We start from the raw sequence: 20,535 nt of genomic DNA, 5'->3' as shown, positions 1-20,535 counted from the left end.
AGGAACTTTGGAAAAGGCTATAAATGGCAACTGAACAAATTAAACCAACAGATTGGGCTGAATCTCACGGCGTCAAGGTTGACGTTGTGATGAAGCTTCTTCGCGATGCGGGCGTCACTGTACGTACCCACATGTCCAAGGTCGATGCCGCGGACTATGCGAAGATCGAAGCCGCCGCCGAAGCCGAACGTGCCAAGGCCGAAGCCCGAAACAAGAACCTGAAGAAGTCCTCCACTTCCGAGGCTGCCAGCGCTACGGCCAGTAAGACCGCAGCAGCTCCCGCTGCCGGTGGACGCAAGCTTAAGGCAACCCTCATTAAGGGTAAGCCCACTGCTGTTAAAACTACTGCAACTGTAAAGCCTGCTGCCCCGAAGGCAGAACCTGCCAAGGTTGAGGCTCCCGCAGTAAAGCCTGCTGAAGTTGCAGCACCCGCTGTCGCTCCCAAGGCCGAGGTAAAGCCTGCAGTTAAGGCTGAGCCCGCGAAGGCTGTAGAAACTCCCAAGGCAGAACCTGCAAAGGCAGCTCCTGTTGAAGCTTCTGCCCCGAAGGCAGAACCTGCCAAGGTCGAGGCTCCTGTAGCACCGAAGCCGGCTCCCAAGGCCGAAGTGAAGCCTGCGGCACCTGCAGCTCCCACCAAGGCCGAAGCTCCCGCTGCCGCAAAGGCTCCTGCAGCAGAACCTGCCATGGTTACCCCGGGCATGGAACTGAAGCAGCCGCCTATGAAGGCTCAAGTTTTCAAACCCGATGCAGCAATTCTTGCTCGTATCGAAAAGTCTCGCCAGATGGCTCAGCAGAGCCGCGGCGGACACCGCCCTGGCAATGGTCCCCGCGGAAACGGTGGCAACCAGCAGGGTTACACAGGTACTTTTGGCCGCTTGAACAACAACGGTCAGGACAACCGCAATGGCGGTAACCGTCGTCCGGGTCAGGGTGGCCAGGGCGGCGACCGCAACAACAATAACGGCGGACGCACCTTTACAGGACGTACCGGTGGCTTTACCGGTAGCTCCATGCAGGATGCCTTTAACGCTAGCAATAATGCAGCTCAGGGCGGCTTTGGTGCCGGTCAGGGTGGCAAGGGCGGCAAGGGCTCTCAGCAGAATGGCCGTCATGGTCAGAACGACAAGAACCGTCGCAACAACGGTAAGGATCGCGACCAGCAGAGAGAACAGCAGCAGGAAGCCGTTCGTCAGAACGTTTCCCGCGTGATGGCTGACCTCTCCAAGAAGCCTGTCAAGAAGGTCTACCGTAAGGAAAAGGCCGAAGGCGAAACTGGCGACGAAAAGAAGATCCTGAAGACTTCTGACTTCATCACTGTTGGCGAACTCGCTGGCCTGATGGAACAGATGCCTGCTCGCGTTATTGCGAAGTGCATGGAAATGGGCATGATGGTGACCATCAATGCTCGCCTCGACTTTGAAACCATCCAGCTCCTGGCCGACGAATTCGGCTTTGAAGCTCAGCTGATGGAAGAATACGAAGAAGAAGCTCTCGGTGTAGAAACCGAAGTCGAAGAAAATCAGCAGCCCCGTCATCCGGTGGTTACCGTGATGGGTCACGTTGACCATGGTAAGACCTCCTTGCTCGACTGGATCCGTAAGACCCACGTTGTGGCTGGCGAATCCGGCGGCATTACCCAGCATATTGGTGCATACGAAGTTACCACCAGCCAGGGTAAGGTTACCTTCCTTGATACTCCGGGTCATGAAGCATTCTCCGCAATGCGTGCCCGTGGTTCTCAGGTCACCGACGTTATCGTGCTGGTTGTGGCAGCAGACTCCATGGTCATGCCCCAGACTGTTGAATCCATCGAACTTGCCAAGCGCGAAAAGGTTCCGATGGTGGTCGCTATTACCAAGATTGACCTTCCCACTGCAAATCCCGACAAGATCCGTGCCCAGCTTGCTGAACGCGGCGTAGAAGTGGAACAGTGGGGTGGTTCTACCAGCTGTATCGAAGTTTCCGCACGTACCGGTCAGGGTATGGACGAACTTCTTGAAACTCTTGCTCTCGAAGCCGAAGTTCTTGAACTTAAGGCTAACCCGGATGCACACGCACGTGGTGCTGTTGTGGAATCCAAGCTTGACGTGGGTAAGGGTTCCATGGCTACGATCCTCGTGCAGAACGGTACCCTCCATGTGGGTGACCCGTTTGTCTGCGGTATCTATGCAGGTCGTGTCCGTGCAATGTTTAATGAACGTGGTGAACAGCTTAAGGAAGTTCCGCCTTCTGCTCCTTGCCAGGTTCTTGGTTTCGATGGTACTCCTCAGGCCGGTGACGATCTTATCGTGGTTGAAGACGAAAAGACCGCACGTGAAATTGCTTCCAAGCGCCGTATGGCTGCCCGTGAACGCGATCTCCGCGCCCGTAAGACAGTATCTCTCGAAAACACCTTCAATGAAAAGAAGGATGGTAAGCTCTCTGAACTTAACCTCATCGTCAAGGCTGACGTGGGTGGTTCTGCCGAAGCTCTCGCAGCTTCTCTCGAAAAGCTCACCAACAAGGAAGTCCGTGTTAACATCATCCGTAAGGGTGTTGGTACCATCACTGAATCCGATATCCTTCTTGCAACAACCGCTCAGGCTATCATTGTTTCCTTCCACTTGATGCCGTCTCTCGCTGTCCGCGAAATGGCCCAGAAGGAAGGCATCGAAATCCGCAATTACCGCGTGATTTACGACTGTATCGAAGATATCACCAACGCTGTTGAAGGCCTCCTCAAGCCCACTCTCCGTGAAGAACTTAGCGGTGAAGCAGAAATCCGCCAGGTCTTCAAGGTTCCCAAGGTCGGTCTCATCGCCGGCTGTATGGTTACCGACGGTTCCGTGGACCGCGAAAGCCATGTGCGCGTATACCGCAACGGCGTAGAACTTGGTACTACCGTTGTTCAGTCTCTGAAGCGCATGAAGGACGACGTCAAGTCCGTTGCCCGCGGCTTTGAATGCGGTATCGGTCTTAAGGGTTACGACGATATTCGTGAAGGCGATAGCTTGATCTTCTTCAAGGAAGTCTCTGTTGCTCGTACCTTGAAGGACGTTGCCCGCGAAGAAGCCGAAGAAAAGGCTAAGAAGGCTAACGAAGAGGAATCCGTTTAATGAGTCGTAGAACCGACAGATTAGGCGAACAGTTCCGCGAGGAAATCTCCAAGATGATCCAGAAGGGTCTCAAGGATCCTCGCGTGAGCTCTTTGTCCAGCATTACCCGCGTCACTATTGACGATGACCTGAGCTACGCAAAGATCATGGTCTCCGTGATGGGTTCCGATAAGGAAAAGCGCGATTCTCTCATTGGTCTCAAGAACTCTGCCGGATTTATCCGCGGGGTTCTTGGCAAGGCCCTTAAGATTCGCAAGATTCCCGAACTGAACTTTGTGCTAGACGAGAACTTGGAACATGCCATGCATATCGAAAGCATTCTTGCAGAACTGAAACAGAAAGGGGAACTCTAATTGTCCAATTCTGGCTTTGTCCTGTTAGACAAGATTGCTGGTGAAACTTCTTTTAAGGCCCTTTTCCCACTGAAAAGGGTCTTTTCTACAAAGCGAGTTGGCCACGCAGGTACGCTTGATTTACGTGCCTCAGGTTTGATTATTGCTGCCACCGGCCGCGTCACCCGTTTGTTGCCCTTTGTTGAAGCAAAGGACAAGTGCTATAGCTTTAGACTTCATCTGGGCTACCAGACCGATACCCTGGAATGGGATGGCGAAGTGATTGCGACAGACGAGAGAGGAACGACGAGAGACGAGTCTCTAGACTCTGGACTTTCAGAGTGTCATTCTGAGCGTAGAACCGAAAGGTTCGAAGTCGAAGAATCTAGCAATCCACAAACGCAAATTAGTTTGCAGGATCTTGAGGCTGTTCTACCCCAGTTCATTGGTGACATTGAACAGGTGCCGCCCAAGTACTGCGCCGTAAAGATTAACGGTGTCCGAGCCAGCGACCTGATGGAACGAGGCCGTGATATCGAACTGAAGGCCCGCAAGATCAACATCAGCTCTCTGAAGGTGACCGATGTGGTCGCCAACGATGCAACCGAAGGCTGTTCTGGCAAGGCTATTGCTACGTTCGACTTGATTTGCGAATGCAGTAAGGGTACCTATATACGTGCGTTGGGCCGTGACATTGCACGGGCTCTTGGAACTTGCGGCTGTGTCTCCGGAATACGACGCCATCGCATCGGCAACGTGACCTTGGACAAGGCGGTTCGTGGAGAAAATTTGACTCGCGAACATTTGATTCCGGTGGATCAGATTCTTGATTTCCCGGTAGTCCGTTTGGATGATTCCCAGGTAGCTGTGATTCGCCAGGGTAATTATCTTCCTTGGAAAACACCCATTGAAGGTGTTGATGCTGAAGGCAATATTTTTGTAGCCAACTTGAAAGGCGAGGTTCTGAGTTTTTGCCATTATGAACCGGGCCGCATTAGACCCAAGATTTACTTGGCCGCGGACGAGTAGTTTTTTCCGAACGTAGAGATATGAGTGTAAAACGCGCTGTTACCATGGGAAATTTTGATGGCTGCCATTTGGGCCATCAAGTGCTTTTCCGTTCCCTGAAGGCTGTGGCTGAAGCCAACGGCTTGCGCCCTACGGTAATCAGCTTTGAACCTCATTCTAATTACGTAATCCGCGGTGAAGGCAATCCGCTGCTGCTGACCACCACCGATGAAAAACGTGAATTCATCGAAAGTCTCGGCTTGGATTTTTTGGTTCTGCCTTTTACCCGTGAAGTCATGAACTTGCCCTTTGACCAGTTTGTCCGTCAGGAACTGATTGAAAAGCGCAACGTGTGCTCCATGTTTTTTGGTCACGACCATAACTTTGGCGCCGGTGGCAAGGGCAACTACGAAACCATTACGGCTGCCTTCCCGGAACTGAGTACCCAGATGCTATCCATTGTGTTGCATAAGGGCGAACGGGTCAGTTCCTCTGCGGTGCGTACTGCCCTGGAAATGGGAGACGTGGATCGCGCCCAAACTTATCTTGGTCGCCCTTATCGTTTGACTGGCGAAGTGGTTGTAGGAAAACGCATGGGGCGAACCCTCGGTTTTCCCACGGCCAACCTTCAGGTTGAAAAGTTTAAGTTCCTGCCCAAGGGCGGTGTGTATGTGGCAAACGCCCGTTTGGCCGATGGACGAATTCTTCGCTCCGTTGTGAACATTGGAATTCAGCCGTCTACTCCGGGAACTCATTTTATGGCCATTGAGGCCTACCTGCTAGACTTCAACGAAGATATTTATGGCCAACATCTGGTTCTTGACCTGATGGGTTATCTGCGTCCGGAACAGAAGTTCTCAAGCCTAGAGGATTTGATCCGTCAAATAGGAATGGATGCAGATACAGCCCGTAATTACAACGGTAATCATTGGGCTGAATAAAGCTTGTCTGGGCTTAGGATTTAGTCCTTCAGGCAACGAACGTTACAAGTCAAATTGGGTTTTTGCTTGTAGGGAACGAACTTGGTGAAGTCGCTGCGATTCATCATAAGTACGTAGCCTTCGTCCTCTTCATAATCGGCGCTGCATAGGAAAATGGATGTGATTCGCCCTTGGTAGGCACCGTTCAACGTTCTATGTCCAAGAGGATATGCTCCAAAACCAACAAGGTCGAGACCGCTATCCTGCCAACCGCCGTATTCCCATCCCTTTGTTGCTCCAAGAATATGTTGGATGCTTTGATTCTTGAACCAGCTTTGTGCAAAGGTGGTGAGTGTGTCGAATTCAGCGTTGTTGGGAACGTGCCAGCCTTCGGGGCAGAAGTTTTTCTTGGGGTTGTTTACATCAATCACCTCGTTCCACGGGTAAATCTTTCCGTATTGGCAGTACTCCGTGCTGTCTCCATAGCACCAGCTGGAATCTATGTCATAGCGGAGGTTTTCTGCCAGCCAGACTTGACTTCCGATGCCGATGGTCTTGTAGACTTGATTGTCGCGAGTGTCGACGATGGAGTCTCTAATCAAGCTGTCTGTTGCGTAGGACCATCTAAAGCCATTGCAGTTGTATATAGAATTCTGGTAATGCGCGTACCCTTTATGTTCCTGGTTGCAGGCATGGCCTATGGCAAGGTCAAAGGCATTCGCCACACTGAGTTCACCCTTGTAGCAGTGGTAATAAATGGTTGTGTCGATAACGCCTTTGCGGAAATCTTCTTCCTCGCCGCAGAGGTTGACCAGTTGTTCGCGCTCCAGCAAAGTGGCTGGATTTTCCTGCTCTGGTTCTTCTGGGTTTGTATCAGTAGATCCTTGCTTGCAGACAAATTTCTTGATATAATCGAAGTTTTCAACTTGAGCGTCGGCTGAACCACGGCAAGCCTTTTGTTGCTTTTCATATTCGTCCGCAGTAGTTGTGTCCCAGAAGCGCTGACTAGTGCAGATGGAATAAAGTGTTCTGAATCCAATGATTTCCTGTTGTGCAATGGCACCAACGAGGGAACTTATGCAGGGAATGGAATCTATAAGGTGTGCGGATGTCCATGTACCAAGGATGGAATCATAGGCATAGGTGATTCCTGTGAAAGGTCCATTACGCAACTCGGCGTCTTGCCCGGCACTCCAATCAAGGGTGTCGTTTTCAGACAAAGAGATGGGTGCCCAAATTTCGTCTTGACCGCAAACAAGAACGCGGTTGTTAAAACTGCTGAGCTCATTTGCCACTTTGACTGAATTGCCTTGAATTTGATGACGGCAGAAATCGATTCCTAGGGCTCCGGCAAAATAGTCACTTGACATTTTCGCTTCGCAAAAGGGATTTCTATCTGCGGTAAGGGAATTGAATGCGAAGTCTGCCCTTGCAATCTGAACGGAGTCGGAAATCCATAGCCCGTTTCTTAGCATATTGTAGCACAGGGCAGAGTCATTTACATTAAAAGCAAAGTCAATGAGATAAAGAAGTCTACTGGCTTTATCTTCGATATCGTTTCTTGCGTATTTGCTGAATGGTTTCGAAACTAAATTGGAATCTTGGTATAACGCAGTGGTAATTTCATTACGAGCCTTCAACAAAGCCTTGTCAAAACGAATGTTCTTATCTTGAGCGATATCCAGCGTTCTGAAAGCTTCGATGGTAGAGGCTTTTGAAAAGTAAATGGAGTCTTCGCTTCTTAAGTCGGCTATGGCGAAATAGAAGGTTGTGTCTGTTGTGTGGTATGATGGCTCGGGATCGCCTCTATATCCATAATGCCCTCTCATTTTGATTAGAACGTAGGGCGATACTAATGACACCTTGGAAAAAGAAAATGCTCCCCAGTCACCCGTTGTTTCTGTGGTAAATTCCTTGCCGGTTTGGGCAAGGCTGCCGTCCAGTTCGTATAGAGTGACTTCGCTTTTGGGGGCTAAGTAATTGAAAGCGCTTCGTCCAGCGGCCTGGTAATCCGCCTTCTCAAAGATTTCCGTTTCGTATGTTAAGGAAGAGTCCGAAATTTCGGTAGAATCTTTGTCGTCAGGATTGATTTCTTCAGAATGGCTTGAACTGGAGTCCGATGAAGAGCAACCAGCCATGATTGATCCGGATAGGACAAATAATACGGAGCACCATAAAATTGCGAAAATTTTCTTTGCTTGAAAAATCATAGAAGGCCCCTCCTGTTAATCTTCAACGCAGCGAATGGCTGCCTTGACTCGTGGATAGTTATGGATTTCACGGTCCATCTTTGAAGATGTTATAGAAAGGTGTTGCAGGGCAAAACCGCTGGAGTCCGCATCGCTTGTCCAAAGGTAAACTTGCTTGTTGGCGTACACATACTTGTTGTCTTTTCCGACAAAACCGCTGGCATCAATATTTGTGCCGAATTCATTCGTTCCTTCGAGGTCCTTGTTGTCGGGAGGATACCAACTGTCCCAGGATTTTGCCTTTAAGCTTGCCGCTTCATTTTTGGATTCACGGAATTTGTTCACGAAGGCGGTTAAGGTGTCCCACTCTGCAGAGGAAGGAATGTGATAACCTTCGGGGCAGATGCCCTGAACAGGTTTTTCCAATTTGGAATCTTTCCAGGAACCTTCACTATTCATAGCGGCATTCCAATTGTAGAGCGTGCCAAGAAAATAGACGTCGTTTCCATCTCCGGTATAGATGGATTCGCTTAGAATCGGTGTGCTTACGGAATCCTGGTAATCCAGATTTTGTGCCATCCAACGTTGGTTGCCGACGCCTATTGTCTGGTAGACTTTTCCGTCACGTTTGTCGACAAGAACGTTGTCCAGGGAATCGCCGAAGGAGACTTCCCATTTGCCTGCGTTGCATATGAATGTGGTTTTGCCTACGGCTACAGACTTTTTAGGACTGCTTGTAATGCAGACGTAATCCAGGAGGGAGTCTCGTGTGGTAACCTGTCGGGCTTGGCCGTCATCACAGACATAGGCAATCGAGGGATCTACGGTTCCCTTAAATACTTCGCCATCTTCAGAGCAGGTGTGTTCATAGACTTCGCAAATGGACGGATCCACTTCTTTCCACTTCATGCCGACCCAGGAGGTGAATAAGCATTGATAGCATTTTCTTCCGCTGGCTCCGGTAAATTCAAGAGTTTCGTTGGTGCATGCCAATCCAAGTCCAACGTCTACATTGTCAGCGAATTTCCATTCCCCATCATATTTGTAGGCGTTTTCGCTGCAGTAGGGACTTTGGAAAATTTTGCCTTTTTTGAGGGGCGTTAGAGTATCTAGGATAATATCGTCTAGTTCCATGCATTGTTTCGGTTGAATCCACTTGGATGACTCGCAGTAGAAATGAGTTTTTTCGTTGTAGGCAGGAGACTTGATTTCAAGACGGTTTGAAGTAGAACATTCTCCCAGTTGTGCCATGCTTTCCCAAAGGTTCTTTAGGTAATCCTTTGCCTTGCCAGAGAGAGGACTGTAACCGAATTTTTGAATGCTTTCCTTGAACTTAAAACAGTAGGTTCCATTGATAATCTGGTATGCATTGTTCCAGTAGATATTTAAGTCTTTCGGGTCATAGGCCTCTGTGCTTAGATCCGGTTTTGGACTTAGAAGAATATGATCTATGTCGAAAAGGGCGGTAAGGCCAAGAAGGTAGGGCGAGTTGACATTTGAGTTTATTAGGTCAATCTTGTTGAAATCACTATCGATGGAATCTAACAGGAACAACTTTGCAAAATCTTGCTGGGCCTCGTTTAGGGCGTCCGTGAAGGCTATTCCCTTGTTAATATAGAAGGGCAGTTTCTGAGCCTGCAAGTGGGTCAGAATGTTCAAGTTGATTGTATCGCCTTTGCGAACGTCGGCATAAGCTTCTATGGAAATGGGAGAATATTGGAACTCATCACCACCGCATAGAGACGTGAAATCCCCTGTGACCTTAAGGTGAACGTAGGGGCTTTCCAACTTGACATTTTCCATGACATAGGAACCTGTCTCGTCCTGGATTTTTGCCTTGTAGACAGTACCGGTCTGGGCGAGAGTGCTGTCCAGTTCGCGAAGGATAACTTCGGATCCGACCTTCAGCTGGCCTCGATTTACAAAGCCTGTGATGGTGTGGACCGCTTCCGGGTCCATTTCGGAGTCTTCTACAGAGGAACTCGACGTTGGTGAGTCTGAAGTCGAAGAACCTTGGAGTTTGTCGCTAGATGATGAACTAAGTTCAGTTTCGTTTACTTCTGTTGAAGACGTGTCTGTGCTGCTGCAAGACGTAACGAATAAAAATGCTCCTAGGAGGGATGCGACTGTTGCAAAGAATTGTTTCCTAACCATAATGGGGAAAATTAGAATAAATAAATTGAAAAAAAAAGAGGGCGCCCGTTTGGACGACCTCTTTTAATCTTGATTGGTTCGAAGGATTACTTCAGTTCTGCCAAAGCCTTCTCATTCTTAGCAATGATGTCTTGCTGAGTTGCCAGCTTAACACGTTCTGCGTTGACGACGGCTTCGGGAGCGCCAGAAACGAACTTCTCGTTGCTGAGCTTCTTTTCGATGCTAGCAGCAAAGCTCTTTGCCTTTTCGATTTCCTTTTCGAGGCGTGCAATTTCTGCAGCCGGGTCAAGGATACCTTCCAGCGGGATGAAGAGTTCGCCACCGGGCACAACAGCAGAGGCGCTGAACTTGGGCTTTGCGGCCTTCACGCCAACGGTAATGCTTTCAATGCCACCCAGTTCGGTGATGATGGCGAGGCATGCATTCACGGAAGCTTCGGTTGCTGCATCGTCCACAGAAACAACGGCCTTCAGCTTGGTTGCCGGAGAAACGCTGTAACGGCCACGGACACCGCGAACGGCTTCTACCACGGCGAATGCCTGGTCGAATGCGGCTTCGATATCCTTGTTGATGAGAGATTCATCAGCTGTGGGCCAGGGGCGGCTGATCACCATTTCGGAGCCCTGGAACAGGATGCTGTTCAGTTCTTCAGTGATGAAGGGCATTACCGGATGGAGAAGGTCAAGAACATTCTTCAGCACGTAGCTGAGGATTGCCATGGCGTTCTTCTTTTCGGCGTCCAAAGTTTCACGGTTGATCACAGCCTTCTTGATTTCAAGGTACTGGCTGCAAACGTCATCCCACACGAAGCGGTAGAGGAAGCCTGCCAGTTCTGCGAAGTGGTATTCTTCCAGCATGCGGGTAGCATCCTTGATGGTGGTCTGCAGGCGAGAAAGGATCCACTTGTCTTCCAGTGCGAACAAATTCTTGTCCATGGGAAGTTCGGCGGCAAGGGCGCCAGCCTGTTCCAGCTGCGGGTAGAGGAAGCGGCAAGCGTTCCAAATCTTGTTGGAGAAGTTGCGGCCGATTTCGAACTTTTCAGAAGTGTTGATTTCGGTACCGTCTTCCTGCTTTTCCTTCTTCACCGGCAGACGAACGTCCTGGTTGTCGGTGCAGAGGCTTGCCATCACGAAACGGAGAGCGTCGGTACCGTACTTGCGTTCGATGTCCATGGGGTCCACGCCGTTACCCTTGGACTTACTCATGGTCATGCCATTGCCGTCCAGGATCTTCGGGTGGATGTAAACGGTGTGGAACGGAATCGTACCCATGTTTTCCTGGGAGAACAGCACCATGCGAGCCACCCAGAGGGTGATGATGTCGCGGCTGGTTACCAGCACGGAAGTGGGGTAGTACTTCTTAAGAGTGTCGGTGTTTTCCGGCCAACCCATGGTAGAGTGGGGCCAGAGACCACTGGAGAACCAAGTGTCAAGAACGTCGTCTTCCTGCTTGAGAACGTGACCCGGAACTGCGTCTTCTGCAAGATTTTCTTCCTGAGAGCAGACCAGGTAGCCGCCGTTTTCTGCCTTGTAGAAGAAGATGTCTTCACGGTTGCCGAATACGGCCTTCAGTTCTTCTTCGCTTGCGTCGGTGTGCCAGATAGGAATGCGGTGGCCCCACCAGAGCTGACGGCTAATGCACCAGTCGCGCTTTTCGCCCAGCCAGTCAAGGTACTTGTTGGCATAACGTTCGGGGATAATCTTGATTTCACCGGACTTCACGGCGTTCATTGCGTTTTCAGCAAGAACGTCCATCTTCACGAACCACTGGTCGCTGAGGTACGGTTCAATAACAGTCTTAGAGCGGTCGGAGTGGCCCACGTCCATTTCGTGGTCTTCCACCTTGATGAGGAGGCCCAGTTCTTCGAGGCCTGCCACAACGGCGTCGCGGGCAGCCTGGCCCTTAAGGCCCTGGAACTTGCCGGCGTTTTCATTCAGGGAGCCGTCGTCGTTCATGATGTTGATCATGGGGAGCTTGTGACGGAGGCCGGTAGCATAGTCGTTGGGGTCGTGTGCCGGAGTCACCTTCACGGAACCAGTACCGAAGTCCTTGTCCACGAGGATGGCGTCTGCAATCACGGGAATTTCGCGATCAACGAAGGGAACCTTCAGCATCTTGCCGATGAACTGTGCATAGCGTTCGTCGCTGGGGTGCACGGCAAGAGCGGTGTCGCCCATGATGGTTTCCGGACGGGTGGTGGAAACGGGAATGAAGCCCGAACCATCGGCCAGAGGATACTTGAAGGTCCAGAAGTGACCCTTCACATGTTCGTAATAGATTTCGTCGTCGGCAACGGCAGTCTGGAGCTTGGTGTCCCAGTTCACCAGACGCTTACCGCGGTAGATCAAGCCCTTCTTGAACAGGTTGAAGAAGGCGTGGCGAACAGCCTTGGCGCAGATGGGGTCCAAGGTGAAGCGCTGACGGCTCCAGTCGCAGCTCACGCCCAAGCTCTTCAACTGCTTGGTAATGCGGGCTTCATATTCTTCCTTCCACTTCCAGATGCGTTCCACCAGAGCGTCGCGGCCAATGTCGTGACGGGTCTTGTGTTCGTCCTGGAACAAACGCTTTTCCACAACAGCCTGGGTTGCGATACCGGCGTGGTCCGTACCCGGAATCCACAAAGTGTCGCGGCCAGTCTTACGGCGGTAGCGTACCAAAATATCCTGAAGGGTGTCGTTCAAGGCGTGGCCCAGGTGCAGGGCGCCGGTCACGTTAGGAGGCGGAATGACGACAGAGAACGGTTCGCCCTTACCGCTAGGTGCAAAGCTATTTTTGTCAGCCCAGGTCTGGTGCCAGCGGGCTTCAACTTCTGAAGAATTATAACGTGTTTCCATAATATCCTTCGGCTCGGTCATGCCAAAATGTAAACATTCTGTCGCGACACTCGCCTTGTCTATATTTCCATAATATCCTTCGGCTCAGAAATGCGTGCACAAGTGCCCGCGCTTCATTCGCCTTGTCTATATTTCCATTTTTTACTTCCACAAATAATTTCTTAATGTGGGCAAATTTAGAAAAAAAAGTGAACTTCACGAACGAGATGTCTTTGAACAGGACGAACTCTTGTCTTTTTTTACCTGATAAACACTTTTGGCTTCGCAGGCACAGAGGGCTTTTTGATTTGTTAGAATGGCCATGGCGTCTGTGGAATCCCGCAGGATGCGAAGCAGGTTATCCATGGAACGGCTCTGTGTTACAGTTCCTTTTTCATACTTGGCAAAGGCCTTCGGTCCGCCACCCACGATTTCAGCAAATTCTTCCTGGGAGTAACCGAACTTCTTGCGGATTTCTACGATTTCCTGAGGCTGCAATAAGCCCTCCGCTTCCCTGTAGAGAGCGTCAAGCTTTTTGTTGATGGAACCTTCTCGTTCTTCATCGCAAAAGTCTTCGCCACAGCCTGTACAGTGGTAGATGGGAATGTTTTTGATTGTGATACTCTTTCCCTTGTAGGTGTATGTATCTGTGATTTTTTTACGAATTACTTTTGCTTCGCAAATAGGGCATGTCTTTATAATCATCTATAACTCCTTGAACGAAATAATGACTCCGTTTCCATTTTTTGCTATTTGAATTTTGATGTACAGCTTTACGCAAGAACCATCCTCTTTTTTGTCGGAGGAATGGTAAACATCTTGCCAAAGCGTTGTGTCAGCGTCGGTTGTCAAAGTGTGCTTTGCCGAGGTGTTCCATTCAGAATGCCTCCTCAAAAGCAAAAGAATCTGTTACAATGAAAATATAGATATAAAAGTACCATAATGGTACTTTTGGCAAGCGATATTTTTGTCATTTTCCCTCCTGTCGCTACATGCGTAAAAAGCGACGGTTTCGTGCTTCGGTTTTATTTATCAAAAAGTGGTTTAAGTTCGGCGAAACATTTGCCTAAACTTTGTAAGCGGCTTTCTTTTCGGCCACGGCAAGTTTGCGGGAAACTTTTCTCTTTGTGCGAACTTTAGGAACCGCGATCATTTGAACATTTAGTGCGTTCAATACGCGTAAAATGGTGTCAAAACGGGGGTGGGCATCTTCATTCAGTGCCTTGTAAAGACTTTCTCTGCCGAGGCCTGTTGCTTTTGCAATTTGTGCGATGCCGCGTGCCTTGGCAACGTATCCGATGGTCCTCAACAAAATGGTGCTGTCGTTTGACTGCAATGCGTCGCTGATGACTCTTGCGATAACCTCCTCGTTATCCAAAAGCTCTGATAAATCCAGCTTACTTGTTTTCATTTTGAATCGCCCTCCACATTTCCTTTGCCTTTTCAATGTCTCGCCGTTGTGTTGATTTGTCTCCACCACATAGGAGAATGATTACAACTTGTCCTCGTATGGCGTAGTAGAGCCTATATCCAGGTCCAACATCGAATCGCATTTCGGATATCCCGTCACCAATGTTTTTGACATCACCAAGATTTCCTAGTTCAACTCTCAATAATCGAGAGAATATTCTCTGCTTTGCCTGATTGTCCTTAAGGTTCGCGTACCATTTAGAGAAGGTTTCAGTTTTCTCTATTGAAAACATCTTAACCTCCTAAATGTATCTAATCGGATACAAAATGTCAAGTACATTACTTGTGTACTCATTTTTTCCTCCTGTCGCTACATGCGTAAAAAGCGACGGTATTCATCTAAGAAACGGAGATCGACTGGTTCCCGAATTTTTTTCGCTGTGCAGAAATATAAATAAGACGGAATGCCAAATTCTGACAATTGACAAAAATGCCCGAATTTGTTAGAATTTTATTCAATGTTCGACAAAGTCAATTTGAAAGATCCCAAATACCTTCAAGATTACGAGAACCAGATTCGCAAGCTCCCGCTAGATGAGTTGTACGAAGTTCTGGATATCGTTAAAAAAGACAAGACTTCAGAAAGAATTGATATTGTAAATAAACGGATTGGTGAACTGGAAACATCGGATAGACTGTTGTGGGCAGGACTGTTGTCGACAATGCCATTGCCAGAATTACCTTCGGAAGAAAAAATCTATCGGAAAGGTGGATTGACTGCCGAGGATCTTGAAGAAGTCAAGAAAACAGTTGACGAAACCTACGAGAAACATAAGGATGTAGAAATTATTGGGTATACTTCCAGCGGCAGGTATATCAGGCCGGTTTACGATTCCAAATACAATATTGAACAGGGCAAAACCCACGAAACAATCCAGCGGTTGCAAAAAGAATCTCGAGAGAACTTTAAATGGTTGATTCTCTTAGGATCAGTCCTAGCAGTTGTATTGTTGATTGTGGTTAAGGTGATTGAATCTGTTTTTAATGTAGATATAAACCTTCGTGGATTGCATTAAAGGCTGCGGTGTTGTTAAAATTTCAAGATGTAATGCCCTTTAGGCAGGTCTCTTGATTTGTTACGTGTGCGGCCTTTGATGTCAACTAGGGATTTGGCGGTATTTGTCGGAATGACCTGTTGTGCAGTACCGATTTTCAAAGGAGCCTCGCTTGCCTCAAGCTTTGCTTGATACGGAATGGTCTTGCCTTCCAGCAGTTTGTCGCTGGTAATGGTTGGTTCGGGACTTTCGTCAGCTGCGATGTTCAAACCGTCAATCTTGCAGACGATTTCTTCGCCGGGAATCAAACCCTTCAGAGATGTTTCGCTGCGCTTGCCTTTGATGGTAACGTAGGCGTTGTGGTACAGCGGGGCGATACCGATGTTCTTTACCGTTACCGATGCAGAATTTTCGTTGGCCGTGAAGGCGGTAATTTCGAACTTGTAGCCTGCGAAGGAACTGGCTTCGTAGAGGCGTTCCTTAGTAGCGTACTTGCCGTCGGGGGAGTTATTACCGATAACATAAGTCATGTGGTACTTGCTGGCGGCCTGTTCCCAGGTGATTCCGTAAAGACCATCGGGATTCAAGAATTCCTGCTGGTCCTTGGGTGTGTAGTAGCTAACTTCGCCACCGCCGGGTGCTGTTTTCCAGCGGTCTAGACCCATGTCTCGCCAGTTCCTTTCGTTGTCGCCGTAGCCCTGCGAAATGTCGTGCTCCGCGTGCATAAAGGAATCGTCGAATAGGCCGAAGTTCAGCGCCAGCAAACTCTTGTCGTCGATAACGGGAGAGTAGCTGTTGTCCGCAGCGTCAATGGAAACGCTCCAGGGCGTTTCTGTAAATTGAGCGGCCACGTGCTTCAGGAATTCTGCTTGGTAATCCTTGGTGGCAAAGTTGACGCCAAACTTTTTCGTGGTGCCGTAAATGTGGTACTCGCCCCAATGTCCAAAGCCCACTTGCACAAACGCGATTCGCGGGTCCTTGTCGTAGGCGGCTGCAAAGTCCGTATAGAACTGCTTGTAGAACCACATCAGCTCTGTACTGCTCCAGTCGGCGTAAAAAGTGGGGCCGTCGCCACCCGGGTCTTCGGAGTAAGTCTCGGTGTAGCCCGCCATGTTCTTGATGTACAGGGGAACGGCGGTGGCGCCTTTCACATTCTGGGTGCAGCCCGATGTGTTTCTAATGGTTTCGCTGGGATACTCGATACGGAATCGCACGATGGCCTGGTGCCCGCGGCTGGCCACATCGTTCAGCATCTTTTCAAAGGAACTCCAGTCGTAATTCAGCTTATCTCCAGTCTTGCCGGTCACAACGGCGCAGGGGAGGCAGTAGGAAAATTCCAGGGAAATGGCTCCCAAATAATCCTTGCTGCTCTTGGCCTGATCAGGCCAGAACACGATGCCCTTCATGGGCTCCAAAGTTTCGATAGTCTTGTTTAGCGCAATGCCGCGATCCGCAGCGAAAGAAGTAGCCACCAAAGCGGCACTTAAAAGAGAAAGTGTCTTTTTCATAATCCCATCACATCCAAGGCAAAATTGCCTATAACATAATATATCTTATAAAAATACTCGAGTCAAGTAAACTATTGAAGACATTGCTTTTTCAAAGTTTCACAATCGAAAAAAACGAATTTTACTACATATGGCTACATGAAAAAGATTGAAGTGGTTGCTGGTGTAATTTGCCGTAAGAATGCCCAAGGTATAACTGAGTTTCTGGCAACCCAGCGTGGGTATGGTGATTTTAAGGGAGGCTGGGAATTCCCCGGTGGAAAAACCGAACCTGGTGAAACTCCGGAGCAGGCTCTAGCCCGGGAACTCAAGGAAGAACTGGCCATTGATGTGGAAGTGGGGGAGTTTATCACTACTGTTGAACACGATTACCCTGGCCGCCACATTACCATGCACTGCTTCTACTGCAATATCGTAAATGGTGAATTGACTTTGTTGGAACACGAATCTGCCCGTTGGCTTAAGGTTTCAGAACTTCGTTCTGTAGAATGGCTCCCGGCAGACATTGCCGTCGTAGAAAGCATCGAACACGACGCCGTCAATTAAAAATGGCTACAAGTCACTAACATTAGGATTCCGGCAATGATCATCAGGCCGGGAAGAACCTTCAACAACAAAGTGATGAGACAAGCGTCGCCTGCATCGCCGGCACCAAACAATGTCAGAATCCCAAGAACTATAAGAAATGCGGATAACATGGTCTTCTCCTTGTCATAGCCTAAAAATAGATTTTGCTAGTGACAAAATATGACATTTTGAAGGAAGAGTTGCGTTTTCAACAGAAAAACGCCTGTGTTGAAGTGGCGAAATGTGTGAATAATATCGGCGATTTCTATATTTCGCACCATAATGAAATTACCTATTGTATGTATTATCGGACGTCCTAACGTAGGAAAGTCCTCCCTTTTTAACCGCATCCTCGGTCGCCGTGCTGCCGTGGTCAGTGACCGCGATGGCGTTACCCGTGACCGTCATTACCAGACTGCGAGTTTCAAGGGTCATGAATTTACGGTGGTAGATACCGGTGGATTTTTGCCGGATGATTCCATCGACGTGCTGGCCGATAGTGTTCGCACCCAGATTTTTAACGCTGTACAGGAATCTGACTTAGTCCTCTTTATGGTGGATGTCCGTGTGGGCATTACCAAGCTGGATCAGCAGTTTGCCCGCCTTGTCCGCAAGCTGGACAAGAAGGTGATTCTTGTGGCAAACAAGAGCGAAAACGGTCAGGACCGTCAGGAAAGTTATGAATTCCTGAAGTTGGGTTTCGGCCAGCCCCGTACCATCAGTGCTTTGACTGGTTATGCCTGCCTTAGCCTGCTAGAAGAAGTTATTACGGTTCTTCCCACGCCGGTCCGTGGCGAACGTAAGGAAGAACGCCCCATCAAATTTGCCATCCTCGGTCGTCCTAACGCCGGTAAGAGTACCTTGCTCAATCGCCTGCTGAACGAAGACCGCGCCGTGGTCAGCGACATCCCGGGTACCACCCGCGATTCCATCGACTGCGACTTTATTGTAGATGGAAAGAAGTTCGTGGTGACTGACACTGCAGGCCTTCGCAAGAAAGCCAAGGTCGAAGACGAAGTTGAAATCTTCAGCAACATGCGCACCCTGGAAAGTATCCGTCGTTCCGACGTGTCTGTGCTCATGGTAGACTGCACCCGCGGTCTCGAAGTCCAGGACTTCCGCATTATCACCGATATCCGCAAGGCCGGTAAGGGCCTTGTGCTGGTATTGAACAAGTGGGATATTCTCCCCAACAAGAATGACAAGTCCTTTGACCACATGGTTAAGGAAATGCTGGAACGCGAACCCATGCTGGAATACGTTCCTATTCTTTCCATCAGTGCAAAGGAAGGTCAGCGTGTGGGCCGTGTGGTCCAGGCAATTCAAACTGTATATGCCAACTGCCGCCGTGTGCTTGGCCGTGACAATGTTGCCCAGGCTTTTGCCCGCTTCATCGAAGAGAATCCGGTGCCTAGCCAGAATTCTCGTACCGTGCAGCTGACCCGCGCCTGCCAGATTATGGTGGAACCGCCTGTAATCGCCATCGAAACCCGTACACCGGATCTGGTGGCTGAATCTTACAAGCGCTATCTCTTGAAAAAATTCTACGAGGAATTCCAGTTGCAGGGTGCTCCCCTTCGCCTGAATTTCGATATGAAGTTAACCCTTAGAAAGGATGAAGAACTTGAACAGTTTACTGAGTCTTCCAATAGCGTACGTGTTGGGGGCGATCCCCAGCGCAATCTGGATCGCAAAACTCGCGAAAGGAAAAAACTTTGATATTCGCGACTACGGCTCCAAGAACGCAGGTTTGACTAATACATTCCGTGTCTTGGGCTGGAAGCCTGCGCTTCCCGTAGTCTTTATGGATTTATTGAAGGGCTTCTTTGGTCCGTTCATCGCCCTTAAGATGTGCGAAGCTCAGATTGCTGCAGGTGGCGCTGATTATACCAATTGGTTGCCGCTCCTGGCTGGTATTCTAGTGATTCTCGGTCACAGCTACACTTGCTTTGCTGGTTTCCGCGGTGGTAAAGGCGTTCTCGCTGCCCTTGGCGTATTCCTTTGTCTTTGCCCTGTAACAGCTCTCAGCGCTTTTGGCGTTTGGATCATTTTCACTGTTGCAACAAAGTATGTGTCCGTTGGAAGCATTGCAGCTTGCGTTGTGCTTGCCGCTTTGCCTATCATGAAATACTGCGGTTTGCCCTATCCGGTGTACGATAACATTACCTTGCCGTTGTTGATTACATGCGTTGTAACAGGTGCATTTATCATCTTCAAGCATAGGGCGAATATCAAGCGCTTGATGAACGGCACAGAAAATGGCTTTGGTAGCAAAAGAAAGAAATGAAGAATGAAAAATGAAGTGTGAAGAATGAGATAAATGCGCCTTTGGCGAGTCATTAAACGGGTGGCAAAGTCACGTTGAAAATCATTATTAATTTTTCATCTTTCATTATTTAATAAGTTTAAAAAAGAGGTTTCATTATGAAGGTTACAGTTTTGGGTACAGGTGGCTGGGGTCTTACCCTTGGCCAGGTGATTTACGAAAATAAGAACGACATTACATTCTGGACAAATTCTCAGGCAGAAGTGGATCTGCTCTCTACGGAGCATCAGTACAAGGATAAGCTTCCTGGTGTGATTTTTCCGGCAGATTTCAAGTATACCACCGACATGAATGCAGCTCTCGAAGGCGCAGAAATGGTCATGATCGTGGTGCCGTCCCAGTTCATGGGTGGCGTCGCTGAAAATCTTGGTAAGTGGACTCCGGAAAAGGGTAAGGAGCCTGTGGTGGTTTGCGCTACCAAGGGTATTCTCGAAGGCACCAACCAGCTTATGAGCGAAGTTCTCCTTGAAAAGGTTCCTTGGCTCACCGACGACAAGATGGTTGCTTTCAGTGGTCCGTCTCATGCCGAAGAAGTTAGCCGCCATGTGCTGACTGCAATCGTTGCCGCTTCCACTAACGAAGATTCTGCAAAGCTTGTCCAGCAGGCAATGAGCTGCTCCTACCTCCGCGTTTACACTTCCACCGATATCGTGGGTGTGGAACTTTGCGGATCCGTGAAGAACGTGATTGCCATTGCTTCTGGCGTACTCTATGGTGTTGGCGCTGGCGACAATACCCGCGCTGCTCTTCTTACCCGCGGTCAGGCAGAAATGTGCCGCCTGGGTCGCGCCATGGGTGCAAATCCTGAAACCTTCGCTGGCCTTGCCGGTATGGGTGACTTGATTGTGACTTGCCTTTCTCAGCACAGCCGCAACCGCTATGTGGGTGAACACATCGGTAAGGGTGAAACCATTGAACAGGTTCTCGGCGGCATGAAGATGATTGCTGAAGGCGTTCCTACCTGCCGTAGCACCAAGGCTCTGGCCGACAAGCTTGGCGTTGAAATGCCTATCGTCAATGCTGTCTACGACCTTCTTTTCGGTGGCAAGACTGTTAAGGAAGTTTTCGATGAAATTTGGGGCCGTGACCTGAAGGCCGAAAACTGGAACTAATCTGGTTCTCGAAAGTTCTCAAGAAACTAAAAACATCTCGCGATTG

At 49.2% G+C, this 20,535-nt stretch carries 16 protein-coding genes; 9 read left to right on the top strand and 7 right to left on the bottom strand.

Annotated features, from left to right (window positions below):
• Positions 1–23: 23 nt before the first annotated feature.
• Genes infB through ribF form a run of 4 tightly spaced genes read left to right on the top strand, consistent with a single transcriptional unit; the run spans position 24 to position 5,376 of the window.
• Positions 24–3,095 carry a translation initiation factor IF-2 gene (gene infB, locus MJZ26_01350; protein MCQ2104415.1) on the top strand — a complete coding sequence of 1,024 codons (3,072 nt, stop codon included), beginning with the start codon at positions 24–26 and terminating at the stop codon, positions 3,093–3,095.
• Complete coding sequence (gene rbfA, locus MJZ26_01345) at positions 3,095–3,448, top strand: 30S ribosome-binding factor RbfA (GenBank protein ID MCQ2104414.1); 354 nt, start codon at positions 3,095–3,097, stop codon at positions 3,446–3,448. The genes infB and rbfA overlap by 1 nt, the downstream gene beginning before the upstream one ends.
• A complete protein-coding gene (locus tag MJZ26_01340) occupies positions 3,449–4,456 on the top strand; it encodes a tRNA pseudouridine(55) synthase TruB (GenBank protein ID MCQ2104413.1) in 1,008 nt (335 codons plus the stop codon). It begins immediately after the preceding gene.
• Between the two features lie 20 nt (positions 4,457–4,476).
• Positions 4,477–5,376, top strand: coding sequence for a riboflavin biosynthesis protein RibF (gene ribF / locus MJZ26_01335; protein ID MCQ2104412.1), 900 nt, complete (start codon positions 4,477–4,479; stop codon positions 5,374–5,376).
• Positions 5,377–5,396: 20 nt separating this feature from the next.
• On the opposite strand, the gene MJZ26_01330 is transcribed toward ribF, so the two are convergent.
• From MJZ26_01330 to MJZ26_01305, 6 genes are all read right to left on the bottom strand, one after another.
• On the bottom strand, positions 5,397–7,493 hold the full coding sequence (locus MJZ26_01330) for a hypothetical protein (GenBank protein ID MCQ2104411.1): 2,097 nt from the start codon (positions 7,491–7,493) through the stop codon (positions 5,397–5,399).
• A gap of 87 nt (positions 7,494–7,580) precedes the next feature.
• Positions 7,581–9,698 (bottom strand): hypothetical protein, encoded by a 2,118-nt coding sequence (locus MJZ26_01325; GenBank protein ID MCQ2104410.1) that lies wholly within the window; start codon positions 9,696–9,698, stop codon positions 7,581–7,583.
• A gap of 86 nt (positions 9,699–9,784) precedes the next feature.
• Positions 9,785–12,532 carry a valine--tRNA ligase gene (locus MJZ26_01320; GenBank protein MCQ2104409.1) on the bottom strand — a complete coding sequence of 916 codons (2,748 nt, stop codon included), beginning with the start codon at positions 12,530–12,532 and terminating at the stop codon, positions 9,785–9,787.
• 195 nt (positions 12,533–12,727) lie between these two features.
• The gene (locus MJZ26_01315) at positions 12,728–13,216 is read right to left on the bottom strand and encodes a type II toxin-antitoxin system MqsA family antitoxin (protein MCQ2104408.1); all 489 of its coding nucleotides are present in this window, start codon (positions 13,214–13,216) and stop codon (positions 12,728–12,730) included.
• Between the two features lie 361 nt (positions 13,217–13,577).
• Positions 13,578–13,922 (bottom strand): putative addiction module antidote protein, encoded by a 345-nt coding sequence (locus MJZ26_01310; GenBank protein ID MCQ2104407.1) that lies wholly within the window; start codon positions 13,920–13,922, stop codon positions 13,578–13,580.
• Positions 13,909–14,214 carry a type II toxin-antitoxin system RelE/ParE family toxin gene (locus tag MJZ26_01305; GenBank protein MCQ2104406.1) on the bottom strand — a complete coding sequence of 102 codons (306 nt, stop codon included), beginning with the start codon at positions 14,212–14,214 and terminating at the stop codon, positions 13,909–13,911. The genes MJZ26_01310 and MJZ26_01305 overlap by 14 nt, the downstream gene beginning before the upstream one ends.
• Before the next feature lie 225 nt (positions 14,215–14,439).
• Here MJZ26_01305 and MJZ26_01300 point away from each other — a divergent pair, with 225 nt between their 5' ends.
• Positions 14,440–14,997 carry a hypothetical protein gene (locus MJZ26_01300; protein MCQ2104405.1) on the top strand — a complete coding sequence of 186 codons (558 nt, stop codon included), beginning with the start codon at positions 14,440–14,442 and terminating at the stop codon, positions 14,995–14,997.
• A gap of 14 nt (positions 14,998–15,011) precedes the next feature.
• Here the strand turns inward: MJZ26_01300 and MJZ26_01295 are convergent, their stop codons facing one another.
• Entirely contained in the window at positions 15,012–16,484 is a 1,473-nt protein-coding gene (locus MJZ26_01295; GenBank protein ID MCQ2104404.1) for a hypothetical protein, read from the bottom strand.
• Positions 16,485–16,622: 138 nt separating this feature from the next.
• Here MJZ26_01295 and mutT point away from each other — a divergent pair, with 138 nt between their 5' ends.
• The 4 genes from mutT (at position 16,623) to MJZ26_01275 (ending at position 20,489) form a co-directional block, all read left to right on the top strand.
• Positions 16,623–17,030, top strand: coding sequence for an 8-oxo-dGTP diphosphatase MutT (gene mutT, locus MJZ26_01290; protein MCQ2104403.1), 408 nt, complete (start codon positions 16,623–16,625; stop codon positions 17,028–17,030).
• Between the two features lie 303 nt (positions 17,031–17,333).
• Entirely contained in the window at positions 17,334–18,770 is a 1,437-nt protein-coding gene (gene der, locus MJZ26_01285; GenBank protein MCQ2104402.1) for a ribosome biogenesis GTPase Der, read from the top strand.
• Positions 18,667–19,338 (top strand): glycerol-3-phosphate 1-O-acyltransferase PlsY, encoded by a 672-nt coding sequence (gene plsY / locus MJZ26_01280; GenBank protein MCQ2104401.1) that lies wholly within the window; start codon positions 18,667–18,669, stop codon positions 19,336–19,338. The genes der and plsY overlap by 104 nt, the downstream gene beginning before the upstream one ends.
• Positions 19,339–19,475: 137 nt before the next feature.
• A complete protein-coding gene (locus tag MJZ26_01275; GenBank protein MCQ2104400.1) occupies positions 19,476–20,489 on the top strand; it encodes an NAD(P)-dependent glycerol-3-phosphate dehydrogenase in 1,014 nt (337 codons plus the stop codon).
• Positions 20,490–20,535 lie beyond the last annotated feature (46 nt).

It is taken from the genome of Fibrobacter sp., from assembly GCA_024398965.1.
Taxonomy (GTDB): Bacteria; Fibrobacterota; Fibrobacteria; order Fibrobacterales; family Fibrobacteraceae; genus Fibrobacter.
The sequence above is the reverse complement of the archived record's forward strand: the minus strand, read 5'-3'. Positions and strand labels throughout refer to the sequence as shown.